This window comes from Ruminiclostridium hungatei, assembly GCF_002051585.1.
Lineage (GTDB): Bacteria > Bacillota > Clostridia > Acetivibrionales > DSM-1351 > Ruminiclostridium > Ruminiclostridium hungatei.
This window is the reverse complement of sequence record NZ_MZGX01000001.1, coordinates 208,598-225,802: the sequence shown is the minus strand read 5'-3', so window position 1 is coordinate 225,802 and position 17,205 is coordinate 208,598. Positions and strand designations below refer to the sequence as shown.

Below are 17,205 nucleotides of genomic sequence, written 5' to 3'. Positions count from 1 at the left end.
GCCGCTGATAAAGCCTTATAGCAGCTTAAATTCCATAATCAGCCTGTTATCGTCAGTTCCGATAGGAGCCGCAAACCATTTGATGCTGTCGCCAAACTCATAGCAGCTTGCTTTTGCGTAATCCATTCTCAAACCTCTGCCGCCATTGCATATGGAATGCTTATGTTCGGGATTGTCTGCTATTTTGGTATAAATGGCATTGCCTTGAACGGTGCTTACCTCTCTGACTGTTCCAATTAAGTCTGGCTTTTGATGGTCAAGCACTATAAACCTTTTGCCCTTTTGCAATTCTTTTTTGAGCTGTGATAAACTTCCCATCTGATAAACCCTCCTGTCATGCTTCCCGGCTTTGGACGGGTTCCCGGTATCCGGGAGCGCATTAACGGCCATAAGGCCGCCCATCTGCAAAATTATGAGATATGAACAGGTACCCAATAACCGCCTATCTGCTGCTCACGTTTGGCTGTTACGCCGTCAATACCCCATTTGTGACCCTCAGATTCTAAACGCATAAGAATTTCCATCAGCTGATCACAGTGGTAGATGCTCAGCCCTACCACAACATGACACCCATCACCATAGGGTTTAATCGTCTGCCCGCGAGGCCATCCAGTACACCATATTTCTGTTCCCTCCTCGGGAACTTCCCAAGAATCGCGCGTATACGTTGTATACAATTCACCATCATTTGTCATATCAAACCATTTATTGAGCTTAGTCATATATCCTCCATTCTCCCGAAAACCGGGAATCAAAATTGTTGTTGATAAACCTAAATACTTACATTAGTCAATGCCGACAGGGCCGTTACAAACTCGTCAACATTATACCAACCCGTAATATATCCATCCTCTTTAAACTGCTGGGTATCAATCATTGGGAGTAACCCGGCGATATCTGACGCATTATAAACCTTATATCCACCGTTACGGATTTGCTCCAGCTCAGGCTCCAGCTCTCTTGCGTCATCCTCGTTGCCCTCCCACCAACTGGTGTCCTGATCTGCCAGGTATTGAGCGTAGTCCTCTGCGGCCTGTTGCATGTTGTGTGGATAGTAGTGACCGTAATTATCACCTAATTGGAGAGTTAATCCTCCGCCATTATCAAATATGGCTGTTGCCTTTAAATTTGTGTTAATCATAATATTTCTTCCCCTTTCGTGGGGAGCCGTGCTAAAATATAGTCACACGGCCCGTTGTTGGTTGTGTATTCGTAGCAGCCTGTGTACTTTGGTCGGTGCCAGGCTGCTATATTATCTCAAAGTCAACCCAGTCGATGACTTTGTTTACCATCTCTTTAAAATTGCAGTCAAACGGGTATTTAAGGCCGTCAAACTCTGTTTCGTAATCACTGGCCTGCAAGACACCAATAAAAGCATCTTTTAAGTGGAGCAATGCATTTTTTAACTCTTCACATGATTTAGCGGCCTCTGTTTCTTCCAGGTATGCTTCAAGGCTTTCTATGGCCTCGTTCATGTGTTCAATGGCTTCGGTTCCTATGTTCCAGTACTGGATTGCTTCTTTTATGCTCTTGATGCAGTTCTCTGTGTATTCATTGCGGTCTTCTGGCAGGACGCCCAGCCTCAAGAATTCAGATTTTAAAATATCAACGACTTCGTCCGCCAAGGTCTTGTGGTTATATTGCAGCATTTCGGCAAATCCTCTGTCACAATTAAAATAAGATTTTTTCATCATATGAACCTCCTTTACACTTTCCGTTTCGGCCTCATTTCAGAGACCATCATCAGTGCGGTACCCGCAGACGGCCGGAGGTTTTAGTCCCCGGTGTGCCACAACGGCATATAATCAAATTCATCTGTCTGACCGAAGCTGGTAATATATGCGGTGTCCTCGTTGACCTCTATTTTCAGCGTAAGAATTGTTATGTGCCAGGTGATTACCGCTGTAGCCACCATTAATATTAAAACTGCAGCTAATTTCAAAAGTCTATTTTTCATCTTTCAATCCTCCTTCTGATTCTGATTAAGATAAATTCAAATATGTTCACGGGGTATTTGCCTTTGCCACAGCAATATCCAGCCTAAAGCTGTTTAATTTAAATACACCTTCCCATATGATTCCTTAAATCTGGTATTCGTAAAATCAATATACTCTCCGTTTTCATCTATCCAGACGGTCATGCAAATGTTGTATATCAGGGGTGTACCTTCCTGGCGAGTTTCCTCGATCTTTACCCCTACGCTTTTATGCATACATCCGTGTGATAATATATTTGGCTTTTCGCTTTTAGCGCCTATTCCCAGCAATGTGTAATTATTTTTCATTTCCGCGCCCTCCTCATAGAATCTCGTAGCAATCTCCAACTTTTTCTATTATCAATCCCAGATCAGCAGCTGCGGTCTGAGCCTTTTCTAATGTTCGGTATGCTTTCCCGTTTACCGGAAGGATTAAACCGGTTACAGCTACTTTTTTGATAACAAACCTTTGTTTCCGGCAGCCTATTATTTCGATTGCATAATGTCCTTTCATGTTCATGCCCTCCGGTTCGTTTGTTTATATATCTATTATATATCCAATGGGTATACAATTCAAATCAAAAATAATACCGAAAATCTGTAAATTCCTCAGAAATTCGGTATTATACTGTACATCTATTATATATCTATTAGATACTTAATATTTCTCTATTTATCTGCGTTTTCCGTATCAATTGGATAATCCTTCAAGTATTCTTCTATTTGCTCCCGGTTATCCGTATACTCTTTGTTTATCAACATGGAGACAACCACAACCATGTCAACACCTTGGTAATGTGCTATCTTCTTCAGTCTTTCCTTAACTATTGGTGCAAACCTAAAAGGTGTCTGGTTCTCTCTATTTGCTTTAGTCAATACAATCACCCCTTGTTCTTTTGTATACCTATTGTATACCCTTTACAACATATTATCAATATCACTGTTATATATATCAGGCAATTCATTACAAAGGATTCTCAGGGGGTTTTCCTCCCCCTCCTCCACGCTTTTCGTTCCTTGTCCGGCTGGCACATGATTGCGGTTAGGTTATCGGATCTGGATTAATGTTTCTTACTTAATCATGCTGCCGGCAGCAGCCTTTTCAATTAAAATCATTTTTACTGATTTTTTCATTGTCAACTTAATATTATGTTTTGGTTTACAATACATTCAAACACCGCTGTTTCCAATGGTTTCAAGGTGTTTACCTGTGCCTTATGTGTCGTGCTAACAGTATGCTTTAGGCCATAACGGGATGTGTGTAAAGGTGTTTTACTTGACAAGCCTGTGTAGTGCCTTGTACTGCTGGGGTTCAGGGTGCAAGTGTATTGTTATTGTGTAAAGTAAAAGTACTTGACAGGCAGTATCCGAGCCCCGGAATAAACCCTTTCTAAATGATAATGATTCTCATTTATATTCACACCAGCCCATACCCTCCCATTTCTCCCTTAAATGATAATCATTCTCATTTGCATACACAGTACCGTTTTTGTATATTTTCGGTACTGTATTTGTATTTTATGTACCCTCACAGCCCTGATTGATAGCCAACCACAACATATAGTGGTATGTGGATAACTTTTGCCAGTTTTGCACATGCTTTCGGCCTGTTTTTGCAGGATTTGGGGACCCCTGGGGGGCTGTCGGGGCTTGGGCGGGAGAGTTACCTCTCGTAAAAATATCCCCTTCCTATAAGCCGGTCAACCCAGCATTCCGTGCGCCTTCCCCTCCAGTTTGGTATTTATTAATAAGTCGATGGCATTTTCACCCTGAAACGCAGTAAAAAGGTCAGAAAAAGACTTGTATTTTCACCAAGTTTTATTCAAAAACTTATCGGAAAATAAAAATGATACAAATATGATACAACCGTGATACTCCCATGAGTCAATATTGCTACAAATATGAGTCACACAAAGTACAAGTACTGTGCTATAATTTATACTAGCGGAGCAAGTAGGAATTGATAGGCACTGGTTAAGAGCTGGTGCCTTTACTATTTTCGTTTTGATGCGACATGTATATATAATGCTATATAATATCTCGTATCAAAATTGCCCCCATAAAAGTCTTGTATCTATTGTTTATCAATGGTTATCGGACTTTTTCGTTTTACAAAAAAAGTGTTAAAAATGACCTGTTTTTGACAAAAAAATTGTAGGTGATGAATATGGAACAAAAAGCAAAGAAAATTACACGGTATACTAACCAATCAACTGGCGAATTCAGCGAAAAAGTTCAATGGGTGGACTTACAATTTGATGATGAGGGTTATTTATTCTGGAGCCGCAAGGCAAATGTAAAGACCTTTTTAGAGGTTCCACTCCCTGAGGAATTTACTTGGGCAGAAAAAGGTCGGATTCATGAGTTAAAGCATTATATTTTAAAAGACAATCAATTTCTCGTTTATAGGAGTGGCAATACTATTAAACCAATTACCACTATTGAAATGAGTAAAGTTCTTGATATGAGTGATCGACAATGCAAGGCCTTAATAAAAAAAATGAAACGGGCCAGCGTTATAACAGAAATCTCCTTTGACGGCCTTGTTTACTTTGTATTCAATCCATTGTATGGCTTCAAGGAAAAGCGACTGACATTAAATGTTTTCCTGTTCTTCCAGGAAGAATTTAAAAAGGTCCTGCCAAAATGGGTAATTGACAAATTTCTGGAAGAGGCAATCGAACTTCGACCAAAATTTCAAGTTATAAAATAAAGCTAATCGGCCACAGAGCCTTAGCATAAATAATGATGAATGGATATAAGATGTCAGAAGCCTGTTGTGAGTACATCAGGCATAAGCAGCCTTTAGCTTGAGTGATGCCTAAGTAGCTCCCGGCTTGAAAGGCGCGGTGGTTGTCCTGGGGCAGTTTTGCTCAAGATGGCAGCCTGAAAGAAATGGTTGAATATGCGGTGGCGGAATAGGTAGACGCATGGCTTTTGGTGGTAACACATCAAATTAAGTGGTGCATAGACTTAACGGAAGCATCACATGCAGGGTGTAAATCCCTGCCCGCATATTTAGTTCCCTGGAGGTGGTTTTATGGAGTGTCAAAAAAATTGTATTGGTTGCGATAAATACAGACAGAGAAAGCAATGCGAAGCTTTTAAAGAGCGCCGACGTGCAATCAGACGTAAAATATATCAATTCAGGAAAGCTCAAAAAGCTGCCACTGGTGGTGATGGCCATGCTTAAAGCGCCAGAATCCTTTTACAGTTTATTTGGTGTCGCTCGCATGTTAGGTATCCCAAAAGCAACCGTTGCCAAATTTGATAAAAGCAATCCCTCTGGTGTAAGTGAACTTGCCCCTATTGCCCACCTCTTTGTCTGTTTTGAAGAAGAAGGCCGCAAGACATGGGCTATAAAGAAAAGTCACTTTGATAAATGGCAGCGGACCGGGAGAGTTCCAAAGGTGAGCTCTGGCAGGCCAAAGACAAAGCCTGAGAATTGTGAAAACTGGAATGATTGGATACCAAAAGAATTAGCAACAGAATTTAAGCGTGTGGTAGATAATGCGAACAAGGCAGCTCCACACATGAAGATTTCATATAGGCAGGCTCGTTTTATCGCTTATCAGGAATTTATAGATAGACGCCCAAATTTAAAATAAATTGTAATAACTTGAAGCATTACACTTCTTTATGTATAATTTAACATAAAAAGGAGGTGCTAATATGCCAACAGTTGCCTATGTTGAGAAAACTATTTTTGAAATTGAAGGTGTCCGAGTAGACTTTGTTAAAAATGGGAAGAACGTAAGAAGTGAAGTTGATTTGCCATATAACTATAACGCAAAATATGCAACAATGAACTCTGCTAATGTGTCATTTTTAAAGGAAAAACTAAAAAAACAATACCCTGGATATGATTTTATTGTTTATAATTATAACGGCGAAATAGCCAGAGGTAATGTTTTACTCGCTAACCTGAGAGATACATACCTGAAAGAAACCTAATCAAAAGATATAGCATGTGATTTGAGCACCTTAAAATCAAGGGTGCTTTTTCTTTCCCCCGAAAGCAGGTGATATCGTGTCGGCTAAACAATCTCATAAAACTAAAAAAACACCTGCAAAACAGAAATCAGACCCTGTAGAAGTAGACATCTTCGAACCTAGCCCTCTGGAAAACGAACTTCTACCGGTTAATCCCCTCCTGCAATCGCCTATTATAACCGTAAATGATGAAACTGAACAAAGAGTCCAAATGATAACCGATATAGAGTCTCTGGCGCAGATAAATAAGCAGCAGTTGGCAGTCAAACGGCAGCAGATTGAGCTAGAGGTTGATAATAAGAAGCTCGATACTGCCAGAAAAACAGTCGGAGCTGTTGAGAAGATAATTGATTCTGTTCTTTCAAAAGAAACCCTGGACCGTGTATCAAAAAACATAAACACTCCTATGGACATGAAATTCATGGCTGAAGCTGCTGAACGATTAACTGGCACTCTAAAAAATCTTATGAACCGAAATTCTACGGACGAATTCGGTACCAAGAAAAAGCAGAAGATTAATTTCATGTTCAAGAGCTCCGGGACAGTCCAGGGAGCAATACAGATTGATAATTCAGATGATGAATAGTTAAATATGGCAGAAGACAGCCGACGGGCTGATAGCGAGGTATACGCACCTACCTCGCTTTTCTTATGTCTTTTTATACATATGGTGCGAATACTGAAAGGGTGCGAAAATCATGGAAGAACTAAAAAGATGCAACAAATGTAATCAGTTAAAGCCTGCAACTTCTGAGTATTTCTCGAAAAACAAAAACTACAAAGATGGTTTACAGTACAGATGTAAACAATGTTGCAGTGATGATTATAAACAGTATATGGCGAAACATCACGACAAACTTATTCTAAGAAAACGGAAATGGACAAAAGAAAACAAAAACTATGTCCGCGATTATAGAATAAAAAATAAAGAAAGAGATAAAGAAACCTCTAAGGCATGGGAAAAGACTGAAAAAGGTCATCAGATGCGACTTGAATCTGTTAGAAAAAGGCGAGAAAGGCTAAAGAATCTATTAAATAATTTTACTAGCACCGATTGGAAAGAATGTCTTAAATATTTCAATAATTTATGCGCTTATTGCGGTGAAAAAGTCAAGCTTGAAAACGACCATTTCATACCATTAGTAAAAGGTGGCAACTACACAAAGTCCAATATTGTATGCGCTTGCAGAAGATGTAATGCCTCAAAAGATGATGAAGATTTTTTTGTTTGGTACCCACTTCAAGATTTTTATGATAAAAACCGAGAAGGAAAAATTCTGATTTACACTGACCAACTCACTGATAAGGCAGGTGGCAACTATGGTTAGCTTTTATAGATATAGTGATAAAGAATTACAATTATTACTTAAAAGCATGACAATTATTATTGATAGTAGAGAAACTGTTTTTGGCCATATTACTAAATGGCTGACTGAAAAGAAAATTCCATATGTCACTCAGAAAATCGAATCTGGTGATTACAGCTTCTTCCTCCCTGCTGCTCCTGAATTAGGAATAGTCAGGGATTTGTATTTTACGGATAAAATCAGCATCGAGCGCAAAGGTGATTTAGTTGAGCTCTCGGGAAACTTCACGAATGACCGGCTCCGGATTGAATCGGAATTCATTCGGAAGAAGGGTAAAATGCTGCTTTTAATTGAAGATGCTGAATACACTGATATTCTTAAGCATAATTACAGAACTGAATACAAGCCCGAGTCATTTTTGGCTACTTTGCATAGTTTCAGCGAGCGATATGATATTCCCTTTTATTTTATGAAAGATAAAAAATGCTCTGGACAGTTTATTTATCTGTCGTTTTATTACTACCTCAGGAATTTTTTATTACATAAATGATTGGAGGTTGAATGTAATGATTAAATGGCTTTTTAAAGGAATATTCGGGCGAATTGATATGTTTGCACTAGGTATATTTATACTTCTTAGTTCACACTATGATAATCCATTATTGATTCTACTCTTTATACCCTGGGCTGGAATATCTAGCGTTATTGAGAAAAAATTGTAAGGGACAAGAATATATGATAAAGTTATGTTTCTGCAAATGGCATGAATGGCAAAATCTTGAGGTTGTTGAGCTTAAGACTTATAAAGATTTCTTTGACTTTTATATTAAAAATTCGGGTAAAGGTTGTATTTTTGATGTTAAGGATGATGAAAATACTGAGTAATTATAATATTAATTATATTAATATTATTTGTGAGGTACAGAGGTTAATAACCTCTGCCCTACTATTTCTAGTATACAGGCTCTACTGACAAAATTATCAAAATCAAAATGATTATTAATGCAATTATTAATTTATATTTTATTTTCATAATTTGTACTCCTTTCCGGGAGTACATGGCCATGTAACTCAATATTTTTAACTCTAAAAAAGATTATACTATAAAACTTGTTTTCCGTCAACACATTGATACATCAGTGTTTCGAGGTTTTTGCAATGCGTTTATTTTTATTTTATTAATATATAATTGGAGGTCATTATGAGAGAAATATTTAAAAATTTATTCTGTGGCAACGATCATGATTATCTAAATCTTGAAAAAGAACACATTCCTGGTAGAGAAGTTGATCAGCCAACAAACGGATGGGCAGTTTTGCATGCCTGCAAAGAATCACACCACAGGCAATTTGTAGGTTATACTGGCCGTGGTTGTCCAAAAGATTCTCCCGAATATCTATGGTCTGAACGTGGAAATAGGCTGGCATTAAATATCGTCGATGCCCCAAAGCCTGATTTTTTTGATAAAAGAATGATTGACAAGGCTCTGGACTTCATTGAAAAGAAATTATCTGAAGGCTGCAAAGTTTTGGTGCATTGCAATCAGGGTGAGAGCAGGTCAGCATCCATTTGTCTGCTATATCTCATCAAGAATGGCATTATCAAAGGCGAAACGCTGGAAGATTGCGAAGCCGAGTTTTTGAAAGTGTATCCGGAATATAATCCCGGTGCTGGTATGAGGGGCTTTGTGAGGGAACATTGGAGGAACTATTGCCATGTTTAAGGACCTGGTTGCTCGAAAACCAAAAAAAATCAAGATAATATGTAAAAAATGTGATTCAGAATGTCTTATTATTGAACAAGCGCTTATGGAGCAGGGTTATCTGGTGACTGACAAAAGAACCATATTACGATGTGAGAGCTGCAAACGCGAAGAATAGGTATCGGAGGCGGTCAAATTGAAAATAACCGAAGAAACCATTCCCTTAATTGAAAAGGCTTTGGACATAAAACTTTACCCAGGACAAACTGAATATTTATTTCATGACGGTCCTTACTGGTTTGGAGGTAGACAGTCTGGAAAAACTCTAGCTTATTCTGTTAAACTTGCATTATCCGAAGGTGAGCCACTAAACATGGAAGAGCCTATTAATTTTTGCGATTCACCCCATATCATTAAATATTCACTATGGTTCAGAAGCTTTTTCCTTCAAATTTGGCAACAGCTCAAAGCTTCGGGGCTTCCGGTAAGGGGGTTGATATTTTGAGCAATTATATTTACTTAGATGAATCATCTAAGATGCCAGAGGATATAGATATAATCTGGAGTACATGCCCAGAATGTGGACAGAAGCTATGCCGGTTAATAACAGGTAGTAAAGCTCATAAAATTTACCTATGGTGCAAACACTGCAAAAAAGAAGTTGAAATTAATATTTGAATGAGCCTTTGAGCCTGCTTATGGCAGGTGATTTTTATGCCCCGAAAAGGCGGTTCAGTCTCAATAATCCAACAAAAAAATGAAAAGTTAATACAACACTCGACCAGCGATAGAGTTTCAATGTGTGAGCAATGCGGCAGGCCATTCTCTCAAATCTGGCGCCCTGAGTACGAGTCTTATACTTCCTTTAAGACCTGCCCTGAATGTCGAATGGCAAATGCCAGAGGCGGTATCAATATCTCTGCCGACTATACTCCTCATTGGGGGCAGGAACTGGTTCACAATAGTGAAGCAAGATTCAAAGTATTGGCATGTGGCGCCAGATGGGGTAAGGACCGTTGCTCAATCATGGAAGGCATTGATTACTTTATTAAATGCCTTAATGAAGATCGTGGTTCTGACATGGTTCCTTATGCGCTTTGGTGGATAATTGCTCCTACAGAGAAGGTAGCTAACCAGAACTGGCGTGAGCTTACGCATAACCTACCGAAAGAAATAGTTGTCGATGTTTCAAAAACGACAAGAACAATTGAAACAGTAAATGGCGGTGTTATTGAAGTTCATTCTGCCTATGACCCTGAAGCTTTGGTCGGTGTCGGTCTTGACCTTGTAACTATCACGGAAGCTGCCAGAATTTCAGATATGGAAGATGTATGGTCAAACCTTGAGGCACGTCTTAATTCTCCTGGCCGCGGTCTTGAAGGTAAAGGCGGCGTTGCACTGATTAACTCTTCCCCACTCGGCATGAATTATTTTTATAAAATGTGGCGCTGGGGGCAAAAAGGTACTTCTGATTGGGACCCTGATTGGGAGTCATGGAAGTTTACTACCTGGGATAATCCATATATGGCGGTCCGAGGAAACGAAGTTACAAAGAACGGCCGTATTTATAGAGAAAACCTCGAGCGCAGAATGTCAAAGAACCGGTATCGTCAGGATTATCTTGCTGAGTTTATTGCAGATATTAATTCCGTTTTCCCGAATTACGAAAGAGTTTTAAGGAAAGCTCCTGCCGGTCTGACTGATGAGCAAGTTAATGAGTTCTGGAGACTGTGGGAAGAACCTGAGCCGTTTGAGACATACACTCTCGGACATGATCCAGCTTCCAAAGGTGATGGTAAACCTGTTGTAATAAGAAACAGTAAAGGTCGTGTTGTTAAAATTGACCAAATGATTGGACTTGGCTGGGATTCGCAGTGGGATAGAATAGCTTTCTATTCCCGGCTATATAACGGAGCTTCAGTTAACTTCGGTCAAACCGGTATCGGTGAAACAATAGGTTCCCAGCTTGTCAAAAGAGGATTAACCGTCTTCCCTATTAACGAGCAAGGCCGTAATAAAGAAAAGCTTGTTGATGATTTCTCAATTGTGGTTGAGCAACAGTGGTGTGAGATTCCATGGAGCCAGGAAACAGAAAATCAGTTAAAAGGATATATCTCGGTTAACCGGCCAGGACAATCAACACAATACCATAACGGAACAGATTCAGACTACGACGATATTGTTAGTGCTTTATATTTCTGCTTTGCCGATTTTCAAGCTCCAGCTCTTGTGCTACCAGGTATGTTCCGAATGACTGGAGTTGTAAGGGCAAGTTGATATTACAAATATTACATAAGACAGTGTTGCAACACTGACAGGACGGGAATTCGCTCCCCCGTCCTTTTCTTATGCTTAAAATTTGGGAGCGCTATTGAGAGGAGCGACAAATATGAGAAATAAATATGAAATTCGCGGAGATGTCACGACAATATTTATTGACAAAATAGATGGTAGTCGTCTCGAGGTTTTAATAGATACTGCTGATTTTGAACTTGTCGGTAGTGTCCCTATGAAATGGACTGTAAATGGTAGTCAAAATAAAAGGCGCCGAAATTTATATGCTACAGGGCGTACTTATGTTATTGGAGAAAAAAGAAAATTCCTTCAAATGCATAGGCTGATTATGAACGCTAAGCCGGGTTATGATATTGACCATATAAATCATAACACGCTTGACAATAGAAGGTGTAATTTACGTGCTGTTCCTGTTGGGAAAAACATTCAGAACAGAAAGCAAGCCACAAGAAAAAGTCAAACTGGAATCCGAGGAGTATATCCCGTCAAAAATACACCTGGTGTTTATGTTGCAGATTGTCGGGTTGGAGGTAAAACAATTTACCTTGGACGTTTTACAGATATCAAAGTAGCTGAAAAGGCTGTGATTGAAGCAAGAGCTAAATATTTACCCTATTCGGAAGAAGCTTTAAAAGCATCAAGTTAATAAATTTTGCATGCCGTGAATAACGGGGACTTAGTTATGGGTCCGGCCTAAACCTCCAGGCCATCCTTCCTACGTGCGGCATGCTTTTACATATTTTATGTGGAGGTATCTGCAATGATTGACTTAACCAATATTCCGAGTTTGATGTGTTACCCGCCAGTATTACCGCCAAGAAAAGGTGAACCGGTTCAGAATTGGTACAGACGGGCGGTTATATTTAAAATGCCCAGTGGATATATAGTATGGTCTGTTGAGCGCCGGACAATGCTCGCAGAAAAGCTCACAAAATTTGGCCTTAAAAGAGCTATCCTAAGGCTTGAGAAACAAGGCTGGATAATTGAAAAATTCAAATAGAATGGAGGATGATTTTATGAGAAATCTATCAGAAATTATTGAGGACTGCAAATCAAATGCCAGACCGGACTACGAGGAACTTCGGTATTCAGTTCTGGTTATGACTGGGGTACTTAATCTGGTAAACCACGAATTAACGAAGTTATATGTTGAAGGCAAAATGCCACCCGAATTCATCAGGAAATTAAACCTTGATGGCGGGATTTGCTCAATGTACGGTAAGGCACTGAATAAACCTCCGAAAGAATATCTTGGATGGAATCATGACCCCGAGAATCCTGAATTCCAGAAGTTTTATGCCATGGGAAGTAAACTTGTTGATAAGGCCCTGAATGGCGAATTGCCGAATCAGAAAAATAAATACGGAGGCCAACCAAATGAAACTAAATCTTGATGATAATCTCCTCGATTTAATAGGAGTTCCACAGAATGACCGCCTGTGCGAAATATTAGCTGATATTTTGGCAACATCAAGCACAAACCGACCAGCTCAAACAATGGCATGGGCTTATGACTTGATTAAAACCGGTGAAATTGAGATAACCAAGGATGATGCAGCCTTTATTTCTGACCTTATAAAAAAGAACCAGAGTTTTATTGATTTGGCTAAGGCGCAACTGCTTGAAAAAATAGAAATGTTGAAGGATTGAAGGTGATTAAATGGCCTTTTGGAACGAAATGTTTGCAAAAAAATCAAGAGATGCACCTACAAATATTCCCCCGGGCAGACGTACACAAATCGGAAATGGATTCAACTCAACCTTATCTCCTCATAAATCAAGGACATATGATACGCTTAAAACATTGCGACATATTCCTGAGGAAGCTGAAGCTATCAACTTTCTTAAAAGGGTAAATCCTGATGTATCAATGGCCGGGTGGAACTTTATTCGGTTGGCGAATCAAGGGCATGAAGCTCAATTTTATGCATTGGATGGTAAAACCAGACTTACTGATGTCGAAAGCCAGTGGCGTGAGTTTGCAGCTCGGATAAATGAAATAAGTAATTCTGGCCTGGATGGTTTACTTGACCAGGTTCACGGAAGTCACTTTTTCAGAGGTGCCATGGGCTGGGAAGTTGAGGTCAATGAACGGCGCAATGATATTTATGATGTTCACCCTGTAATCCCACAGACCATTGAATGGGAGCTAATGGAAGTAAAGGGCCGAAAGAAGTATGTTCCGTTTCAATGGAATATGACTGAGAAAGTTTACCTTGGTCCTGGTCAGGCAAACTTCTTTTGGGTACCTGCTGACCCGGAAATTGGAGACCCTACAGGAACACTAAACATGACGCCGGTACTTCAAGCTATTGATTTTCAAATGCAAATACTTCAAGACCTGCAAGCTGTTCTCCATCACCAAGGTTATCCCAAAATTGATGTTTCTATGGACATAACGCAAATGTATGCTCTCTGTCCTGCCCACATAAAAAATGATGCCGTAAAGCTTGAACAATGGTTTCAAAAGCAACTTGATAACATGATTCATGCCCTGGAAACAATGAATCCTGATGCAGACTATGTTCATTTCAGCGACACAATAATAAATATGAATCAAGGTGCAAATGCTGCTCGAAGCCTTGACGTAAGAGCTGTAACTGAATTGGTTGATACTCAGACGCTATCTGGTTTGAAACAGATGGCTATTTTTATGAACAGAAATCAGGGTGTTACTGAATCTTGGGGTACTGTTCAGTTCCGTATTTTCTGCTCTGGTATCGCTTCTTGTCAACGTGGCAGCAAGCGTCTTGTTGAAGAAACTATGCGCCTGTGGTTGAGAATAAAAGGTATTCAAGCCATTCCCCATTTTAAACATAACACTGTTGATTGGAATTCCGAAGAACAGCGAATGACCGTCGAAAAGATGAAGCAGGAGTTTTACGCGATTGCTGTTTTGATGGGCTGGATTGATAACGATGTGGCTGCCCAGGAAGTTATGAAGGTACAAAAAGCTACCGGGAAACCAAGCGAAAACATCCGTGCAAGTTTCAGTTCAGGTGGCGGGAACAGCATGTTACGAACTGAGAAGTCTGCAAAATCCAATTCGAAAGAAGGTGATAAATTTGAGTGAAATCTTAGAAATTACCGACCAGCGATTGTCAAGAATACAGAAATTCGCCAGAAGGAACTTATCAAAAGATGAAGTATTCGCATTTTCGAATAAATCAGCTGGTGATATGTTAATCCCCGGAAGGTCCATCAGGTTGAGTCCTGAGTTTCTTCAGCAATGCGTGAAAGATGCACAATTTGGGGTAAGCTTCATGTTTAACCATAGTTGGAGCCAATTTGGTTCTAAAGGTGTTCCTTATGGTAAAGTATTTGACGGTCGGACGCAGCCGGACACAGAAAACGGCGAAACAATATCAATGTCGCTGGATAAATATATTATTCGTGATGATGAAGCTGTAGACGGTGTTTCAGCAAATGCACTTATAAAACGTATCGAAACAGGCGTACTTTCAGATACCTCTATAGGCTGGGGAACTGATACAATGGTCTGCTCTATTTGTGGAATGAACTACTACGGCGGTAAATGTAGTCATTGGAAGGGTGCTACATATGAAATGGCTGACGGAACTAAAAAGAAATGTACTGTTCTGGCAATGCCAAGTAGTGTTATCCTTCAGAATTCCAACACAAATTTATATGAAGAATCCATTGTTTGGGATGGCGCTTATCCAGGTGCCAGCCTTTCGAATGACGGAGATGTCATTGAAAATCCAAATGGAAAGTTTGTGGTTATTGATGATTATAAAAGCCTTAACGCCGGTACAGTTGTATTGGGCCAATATTATAACGGCAAATTAACTACCATGGTTAAAAAATCGGATCACAAAAAAGTGTTTGCATTGAAAGGTGGTGAAAACCCAATGAATGAAAAGTTAAAAAATATGCTTGGAACCCTTGGCGTAGCTTATGAGGAAGGTAAAACAACCTTTGAAGAATTGTGCAATCAGCTTGCAGAAAAATGGGCTGCAATTCCCCAAGTTGAAGCAAAGGAAGGTGAAGTTGATTCCTACATGACTGAGGAACATGCCAAGGAAAAACTCGGCAAAGAACTCTCTGCTGATGAAGTCCTAAAGCTTGCCAAGGAAGGCCTGGACTATCACAAACAGGTTGTTGATGAAGCAATAGCAATGGGCGTACGTGCCCAAGGAAATGGCTTTCCTGCTGAAACCTGGAAAACTACATTCTCAACTATGGGAACAGGAGCTATTAAAGACATCATGAAAACCTTTGAGGCTCAGGCAAAAGCTGAAATACCGGCTGGCAGATTTACAAATCCTGAGGCTGGACAGCAGAAGCAGGCGCAGTCAATCCCTGATGAGGCTTTTAGAGTATAATTCGAAAATCTATTTGAACCGCTAAAGAGCGGTATTTTTATGCCCTAAAGGGCGGGAAGGAAGTGTTTACATGAGAGGTGGACTTTCATACGAAGGCATAGGATTTGCTGCTGCTGCTTTCAAAGCAGGTGCAGGCATTAAAGCTCTTGTAGCAGCGGCAGATAGAGATGCTGTTGTCGGATTGCCTGTTGTTGTAAGCTCAGCACAGACAGTTGACTTTGGAGCAGATGGCGATACCGTATTTGGTTTTATCGACGTTTATGAGAATGATGGATATTGCAGTGTTCAATATGCAGGATACAGGACTGATATAATAACAACCGCAACAGCACCAACTGTCGGTAAAATTGCTGCTTTGGATGGTGCTGGCAAAGTCAAAGATAGCGCAACTACCGCAAAATTAAGAAGCCCGATATTTATCGAGGTTGACAGTACGGCAAAAACCGCAACCGTATTTTTGGGTTAATCAGAGAGGAGATGAAAATATGCCAAAAATTGCTTTACAGAATTTAAATATCGACACTTACAGAGAGGCTTTTTCCAATGGATTAACCCTCTCTTCTTATTTGGAAATGAATGATCCTTCTCCAGAGGGTAGTAAAATTGATGCATTCGGAAGGCTCCTTAAAGAAGGAGGTATAATCACCCAAGCAATACCGGAAAGGAATATTTATCCTTCAACCGGAGAAGCATTCTTGAGAACTACTGAAAACAAAGCCCTGTTTCCTGAGTACACAAGTCGTGTAGTTGTGAACAGGATGAGAGAATTCCCACTGTACAGATACCTTGTTGCGAGCAGAACTCCGATTGACGGTAACACATACAAAGGTGCTTATATCGATATGACGGAACCGAAGAACAAGAAGGCTGTGGAGCATAGGAGAATTACTGAGGCTTCGGATATTCCGCTGGCTAAAATAACTCCCGGTAAGTCATCTGTAGAGTTTTATAAGTACGGCAGAGGCCTCCAGGTATCTTATGAAGTACTGAGAAGGTCAGCGCTGGACTTAGTCAGAGTCTGGCTGGAAGAGGTTGCTGACGCCGCTGCTGAAAATAAATCGACTGAGATATTGGCAACTATCAAAGATGGTGATGGAAACGACAATGCTGCACCTACTGTAAAATCAAGCGAACTCGTTTCTGGAAAAACATCTTTGGACAGAGAAGTATGGGTAAGATTTTTACTTCAGTTCTACAGAAATGGCGGTGCAAATACTATTGTTGCCAATATTGATGGTCTGCTGCAAATACTCGCTGTTTTATACCCAACCGTTTCGACTGCCGGAGTCATGGACGAATTGCTTGCAAACGGTTTAACCGTGAGCGTCCAGATGCCACAAAACCTGATAAATACCGTAACCCTGTTATACAGTCCTGACGTTGAGAAAATCAACAACAAAGAAGCTATTATTGCCCTTAATAGGGACAGATGTATTACGGAACTGGTAGAAGTAGGTTCACTCATCAATGAAGCTGATAGGTTCATTAAAAACCAAACAGAAATTTTTACCGTAACGGAGAATAGCGGTTTCATGAAGATGACAAAGAACAGTGCTCGCATTTTGACGCTGGAATAAGAAGGGGGTG

Annotated in this window: 27 protein-coding genes; 19 read left to right on the top strand and 8 right to left on the bottom strand. The window is 40.0% G+C overall.

Annotation, left to right across the window (positions count from 1 at the left end; genetic code table 11):
- Window positions 1–15: 15 nt before the first annotated feature.
- From CLHUN_RS01195 to CLHUN_RS01160, 8 genes are all read right to left on the bottom strand, one after another.
- On the bottom strand, window positions 16–318 hold the full coding sequence (locus tag CLHUN_RS01195) for a hypothetical protein (RefSeq protein WP_133051076.1): 303 nt from the start codon (window positions 316–318) through the stop codon (window positions 16–18).
- A 92-nt stretch (window positions 319–410) separates the two neighbouring features.
- Window positions 411–722: a hypothetical protein gene (locus CLHUN_RS01190; RefSeq protein ID WP_080062740.1), complete on the bottom strand. Its 312-nt coding sequence runs from the start codon at window positions 720–722 to the stop codon at window positions 411–413.
- A 50-nt stretch (window positions 723–772) separates the two neighbouring features.
- On the bottom strand, window positions 773–1,141 hold the full coding sequence (locus CLHUN_RS01185) for a hypothetical protein (RefSeq protein ID WP_080062739.1): 369 nt from the start codon (window positions 1,139–1,141) through the stop codon (window positions 773–775).
- 106 nt (window positions 1,142–1,247) lie between these two features.
- Window positions 1,248–1,694: a hypothetical protein gene (locus CLHUN_RS01180; RefSeq protein WP_133051075.1), complete on the bottom strand. Its 447-nt coding sequence runs from the start codon at window positions 1,692–1,694 to the stop codon at window positions 1,248–1,250.
- An 80-nt stretch (window positions 1,695–1,774) separates the two neighbouring features.
- Window positions 1,775–1,957: a hypothetical protein gene (locus tag CLHUN_RS01175; RefSeq protein WP_080062737.1), complete on the bottom strand. Its 183-nt coding sequence runs from the start codon at window positions 1,955–1,957 to the stop codon at window positions 1,775–1,777.
- 93 nt (window positions 1,958–2,050) lie between these two features.
- On the bottom strand, window positions 2,051–2,284 hold the full coding sequence (locus tag CLHUN_RS01170) for a hypothetical protein (protein ID WP_080062736.1): 234 nt from the start codon (window positions 2,282–2,284) through the stop codon (window positions 2,051–2,053).
- Between the two features lie 13 nt (window positions 2,285–2,297).
- Window positions 2,298–2,489, bottom strand: coding sequence for a hypothetical protein (locus tag CLHUN_RS01165; RefSeq protein ID WP_080062735.1), 192 nt, complete (start codon window positions 2,487–2,489; stop codon window positions 2,298–2,300).
- A 155-nt stretch (window positions 2,490–2,644) separates the two neighbouring features.
- Window positions 2,645–2,851, bottom strand: a complete 207-nt coding sequence (locus tag CLHUN_RS01160; RefSeq protein WP_080062734.1) for a hypothetical protein — start codon at window positions 2,849–2,851, stop codon at window positions 2,645–2,647.
- A gap of 1,291 nt (window positions 2,852–4,142) precedes the next feature.
- Between CLHUN_RS01160 and CLHUN_RS01155 the strand changes: the two genes are divergently transcribed.
- The 19 genes from CLHUN_RS01155 (at window position 4,143) to CLHUN_RS01075 (ending at window position 17,195) form a co-directional block, all read left to right on the top strand.
- A complete protein-coding gene (locus CLHUN_RS01155) occupies window positions 4,143–4,688 on the top strand; it encodes a hypothetical protein (RefSeq protein ID WP_080062733.1) in 546 nt (181 codons plus the stop codon).
- Window positions 4,689–5,094: 406 nt separating this feature from the next.
- A complete protein-coding gene (locus CLHUN_RS01150; RefSeq protein WP_133051074.1) occupies window positions 5,095–5,583 on the top strand; it encodes a hypothetical protein in 489 nt (162 codons plus the stop codon).
- Between the two features lie 64 nt (window positions 5,584–5,647).
- Window positions 5,648–5,929: a hypothetical protein gene (locus tag CLHUN_RS01145; protein ID WP_080062731.1), complete on the top strand. Its 282-nt coding sequence runs from the start codon at window positions 5,648–5,650 to the stop codon at window positions 5,927–5,929.
- A gap of 76 nt (window positions 5,930–6,005) precedes the next feature.
- Complete coding sequence (locus tag CLHUN_RS01140; RefSeq protein WP_080062730.1) at window positions 6,006–6,554, top strand: hypothetical protein; 549 nt, start codon at window positions 6,006–6,008, stop codon at window positions 6,552–6,554.
- A gap of 112 nt (window positions 6,555–6,666) precedes the next feature.
- Window positions 6,667–7,296 (top strand): HNH endonuclease, encoded by a 630-nt coding sequence (locus tag CLHUN_RS01135; RefSeq protein WP_080062729.1) that lies wholly within the window; start codon window positions 6,667–6,669, stop codon window positions 7,294–7,296.
- Entirely contained in the window at window positions 7,289–7,825 is a 537-nt protein-coding gene (locus CLHUN_RS01130) for an ERCC4 domain-containing protein (RefSeq protein WP_080062728.1), read from the top strand. The genes CLHUN_RS01135 and CLHUN_RS01130 overlap by 8 nt, the downstream gene beginning before the upstream one ends.
- A 16-nt stretch (window positions 7,826–7,841) precedes the next feature.
- Window positions 7,842–7,997: a hypothetical protein gene (locus CLHUN_RS21980; RefSeq protein ID WP_165755618.1), complete on the top strand. Its 156-nt coding sequence runs from the start codon at window positions 7,842–7,844 to the stop codon at window positions 7,995–7,997.
- A gap of 479 nt (window positions 7,998–8,476) precedes the next feature.
- Window positions 8,477–8,998, top strand: a complete 522-nt coding sequence (locus tag CLHUN_RS01125) for a dual specificity protein phosphatase family protein (protein WP_080062727.1) — start codon at window positions 8,477–8,479, stop codon at window positions 8,996–8,998.
- A 175-nt stretch (window positions 8,999–9,173) separates the two neighbouring features.
- Window positions 9,174–9,482 (top strand): hypothetical protein, encoded by a 309-nt coding sequence (locus CLHUN_RS01120; protein ID WP_080062726.1) that lies wholly within the window; start codon window positions 9,174–9,176, stop codon window positions 9,480–9,482.
- A complete protein-coding gene (locus CLHUN_RS22340) occupies window positions 9,479–9,655 on the top strand; it encodes a hypothetical protein (RefSeq protein ID WP_207559123.1) in 177 nt (58 codons plus the stop codon). Before CLHUN_RS01120 ends, CLHUN_RS22340 begins: the two co-directional genes overlap by 4 nt.
- Before the next feature lie 210 nt (window positions 9,656–9,865).
- The gene (locus CLHUN_RS01115) at window positions 9,866–11,254 is read left to right on the top strand and encodes a hypothetical protein (protein WP_165755617.1); all 1,389 of its coding nucleotides are present in this window, start codon (window positions 9,866–9,868) and stop codon (window positions 11,252–11,254) included.
- 112 nt (window positions 11,255–11,366) lie between these two features.
- Window positions 11,367–11,918: an HNH endonuclease gene (locus CLHUN_RS22335; RefSeq protein ID WP_080062724.1), complete on the top strand. Its 552-nt coding sequence runs from the start codon at window positions 11,367–11,369 to the stop codon at window positions 11,916–11,918.
- Between the two features lie 114 nt (window positions 11,919–12,032).
- Entirely contained in the window at window positions 12,033–12,272 is a 240-nt protein-coding gene (locus tag CLHUN_RS01105; RefSeq protein WP_080062723.1) for a hypothetical protein, read from the top strand.
- A gap of 16 nt (window positions 12,273–12,288) precedes the next feature.
- A complete protein-coding gene (locus CLHUN_RS01100) occupies window positions 12,289–12,666 on the top strand; it encodes a hypothetical protein (protein WP_080062722.1) in 378 nt (125 codons plus the stop codon).
- Entirely contained in the window at window positions 12,650–12,922 is a 273-nt protein-coding gene (locus CLHUN_RS01095) for a hypothetical protein (protein WP_080062721.1), read from the top strand. The genes CLHUN_RS01100 and CLHUN_RS01095 overlap by 17 nt, the downstream gene beginning before the upstream one ends.
- A gap of 10 nt (window positions 12,923–12,932) precedes the next feature.
- Window positions 12,933–14,345, top strand: coding sequence for a hypothetical protein (locus CLHUN_RS01090; protein ID WP_080062720.1), 1,413 nt, complete (start codon window positions 12,933–12,935; stop codon window positions 14,343–14,345).
- The gene (locus CLHUN_RS01085; protein WP_080062719.1) at window positions 14,338–15,618 is read left to right on the top strand and encodes a hypothetical protein; all 1,281 of its coding nucleotides are present in this window, start codon (window positions 14,338–14,340) and stop codon (window positions 15,616–15,618) included. The genes CLHUN_RS01090 and CLHUN_RS01085 overlap by 8 nt, the downstream gene beginning before the upstream one ends.
- A 70-nt stretch (window positions 15,619–15,688) precedes the next feature.
- Window positions 15,689–16,084 (top strand): hypothetical protein, encoded by a 396-nt coding sequence (locus CLHUN_RS01080; protein ID WP_080062718.1) that lies wholly within the window; start codon window positions 15,689–15,691, stop codon window positions 16,082–16,084.
- A gap of 19 nt (window positions 16,085–16,103) precedes the next feature.
- Window positions 16,104–17,195 (top strand): phage major capsid protein, encoded by a 1,092-nt coding sequence (locus CLHUN_RS01075; RefSeq protein WP_080062717.1) that lies wholly within the window; start codon window positions 16,104–16,106, stop codon window positions 17,193–17,195.
- Window positions 17,196–17,205 lie beyond the last annotated feature (10 nt).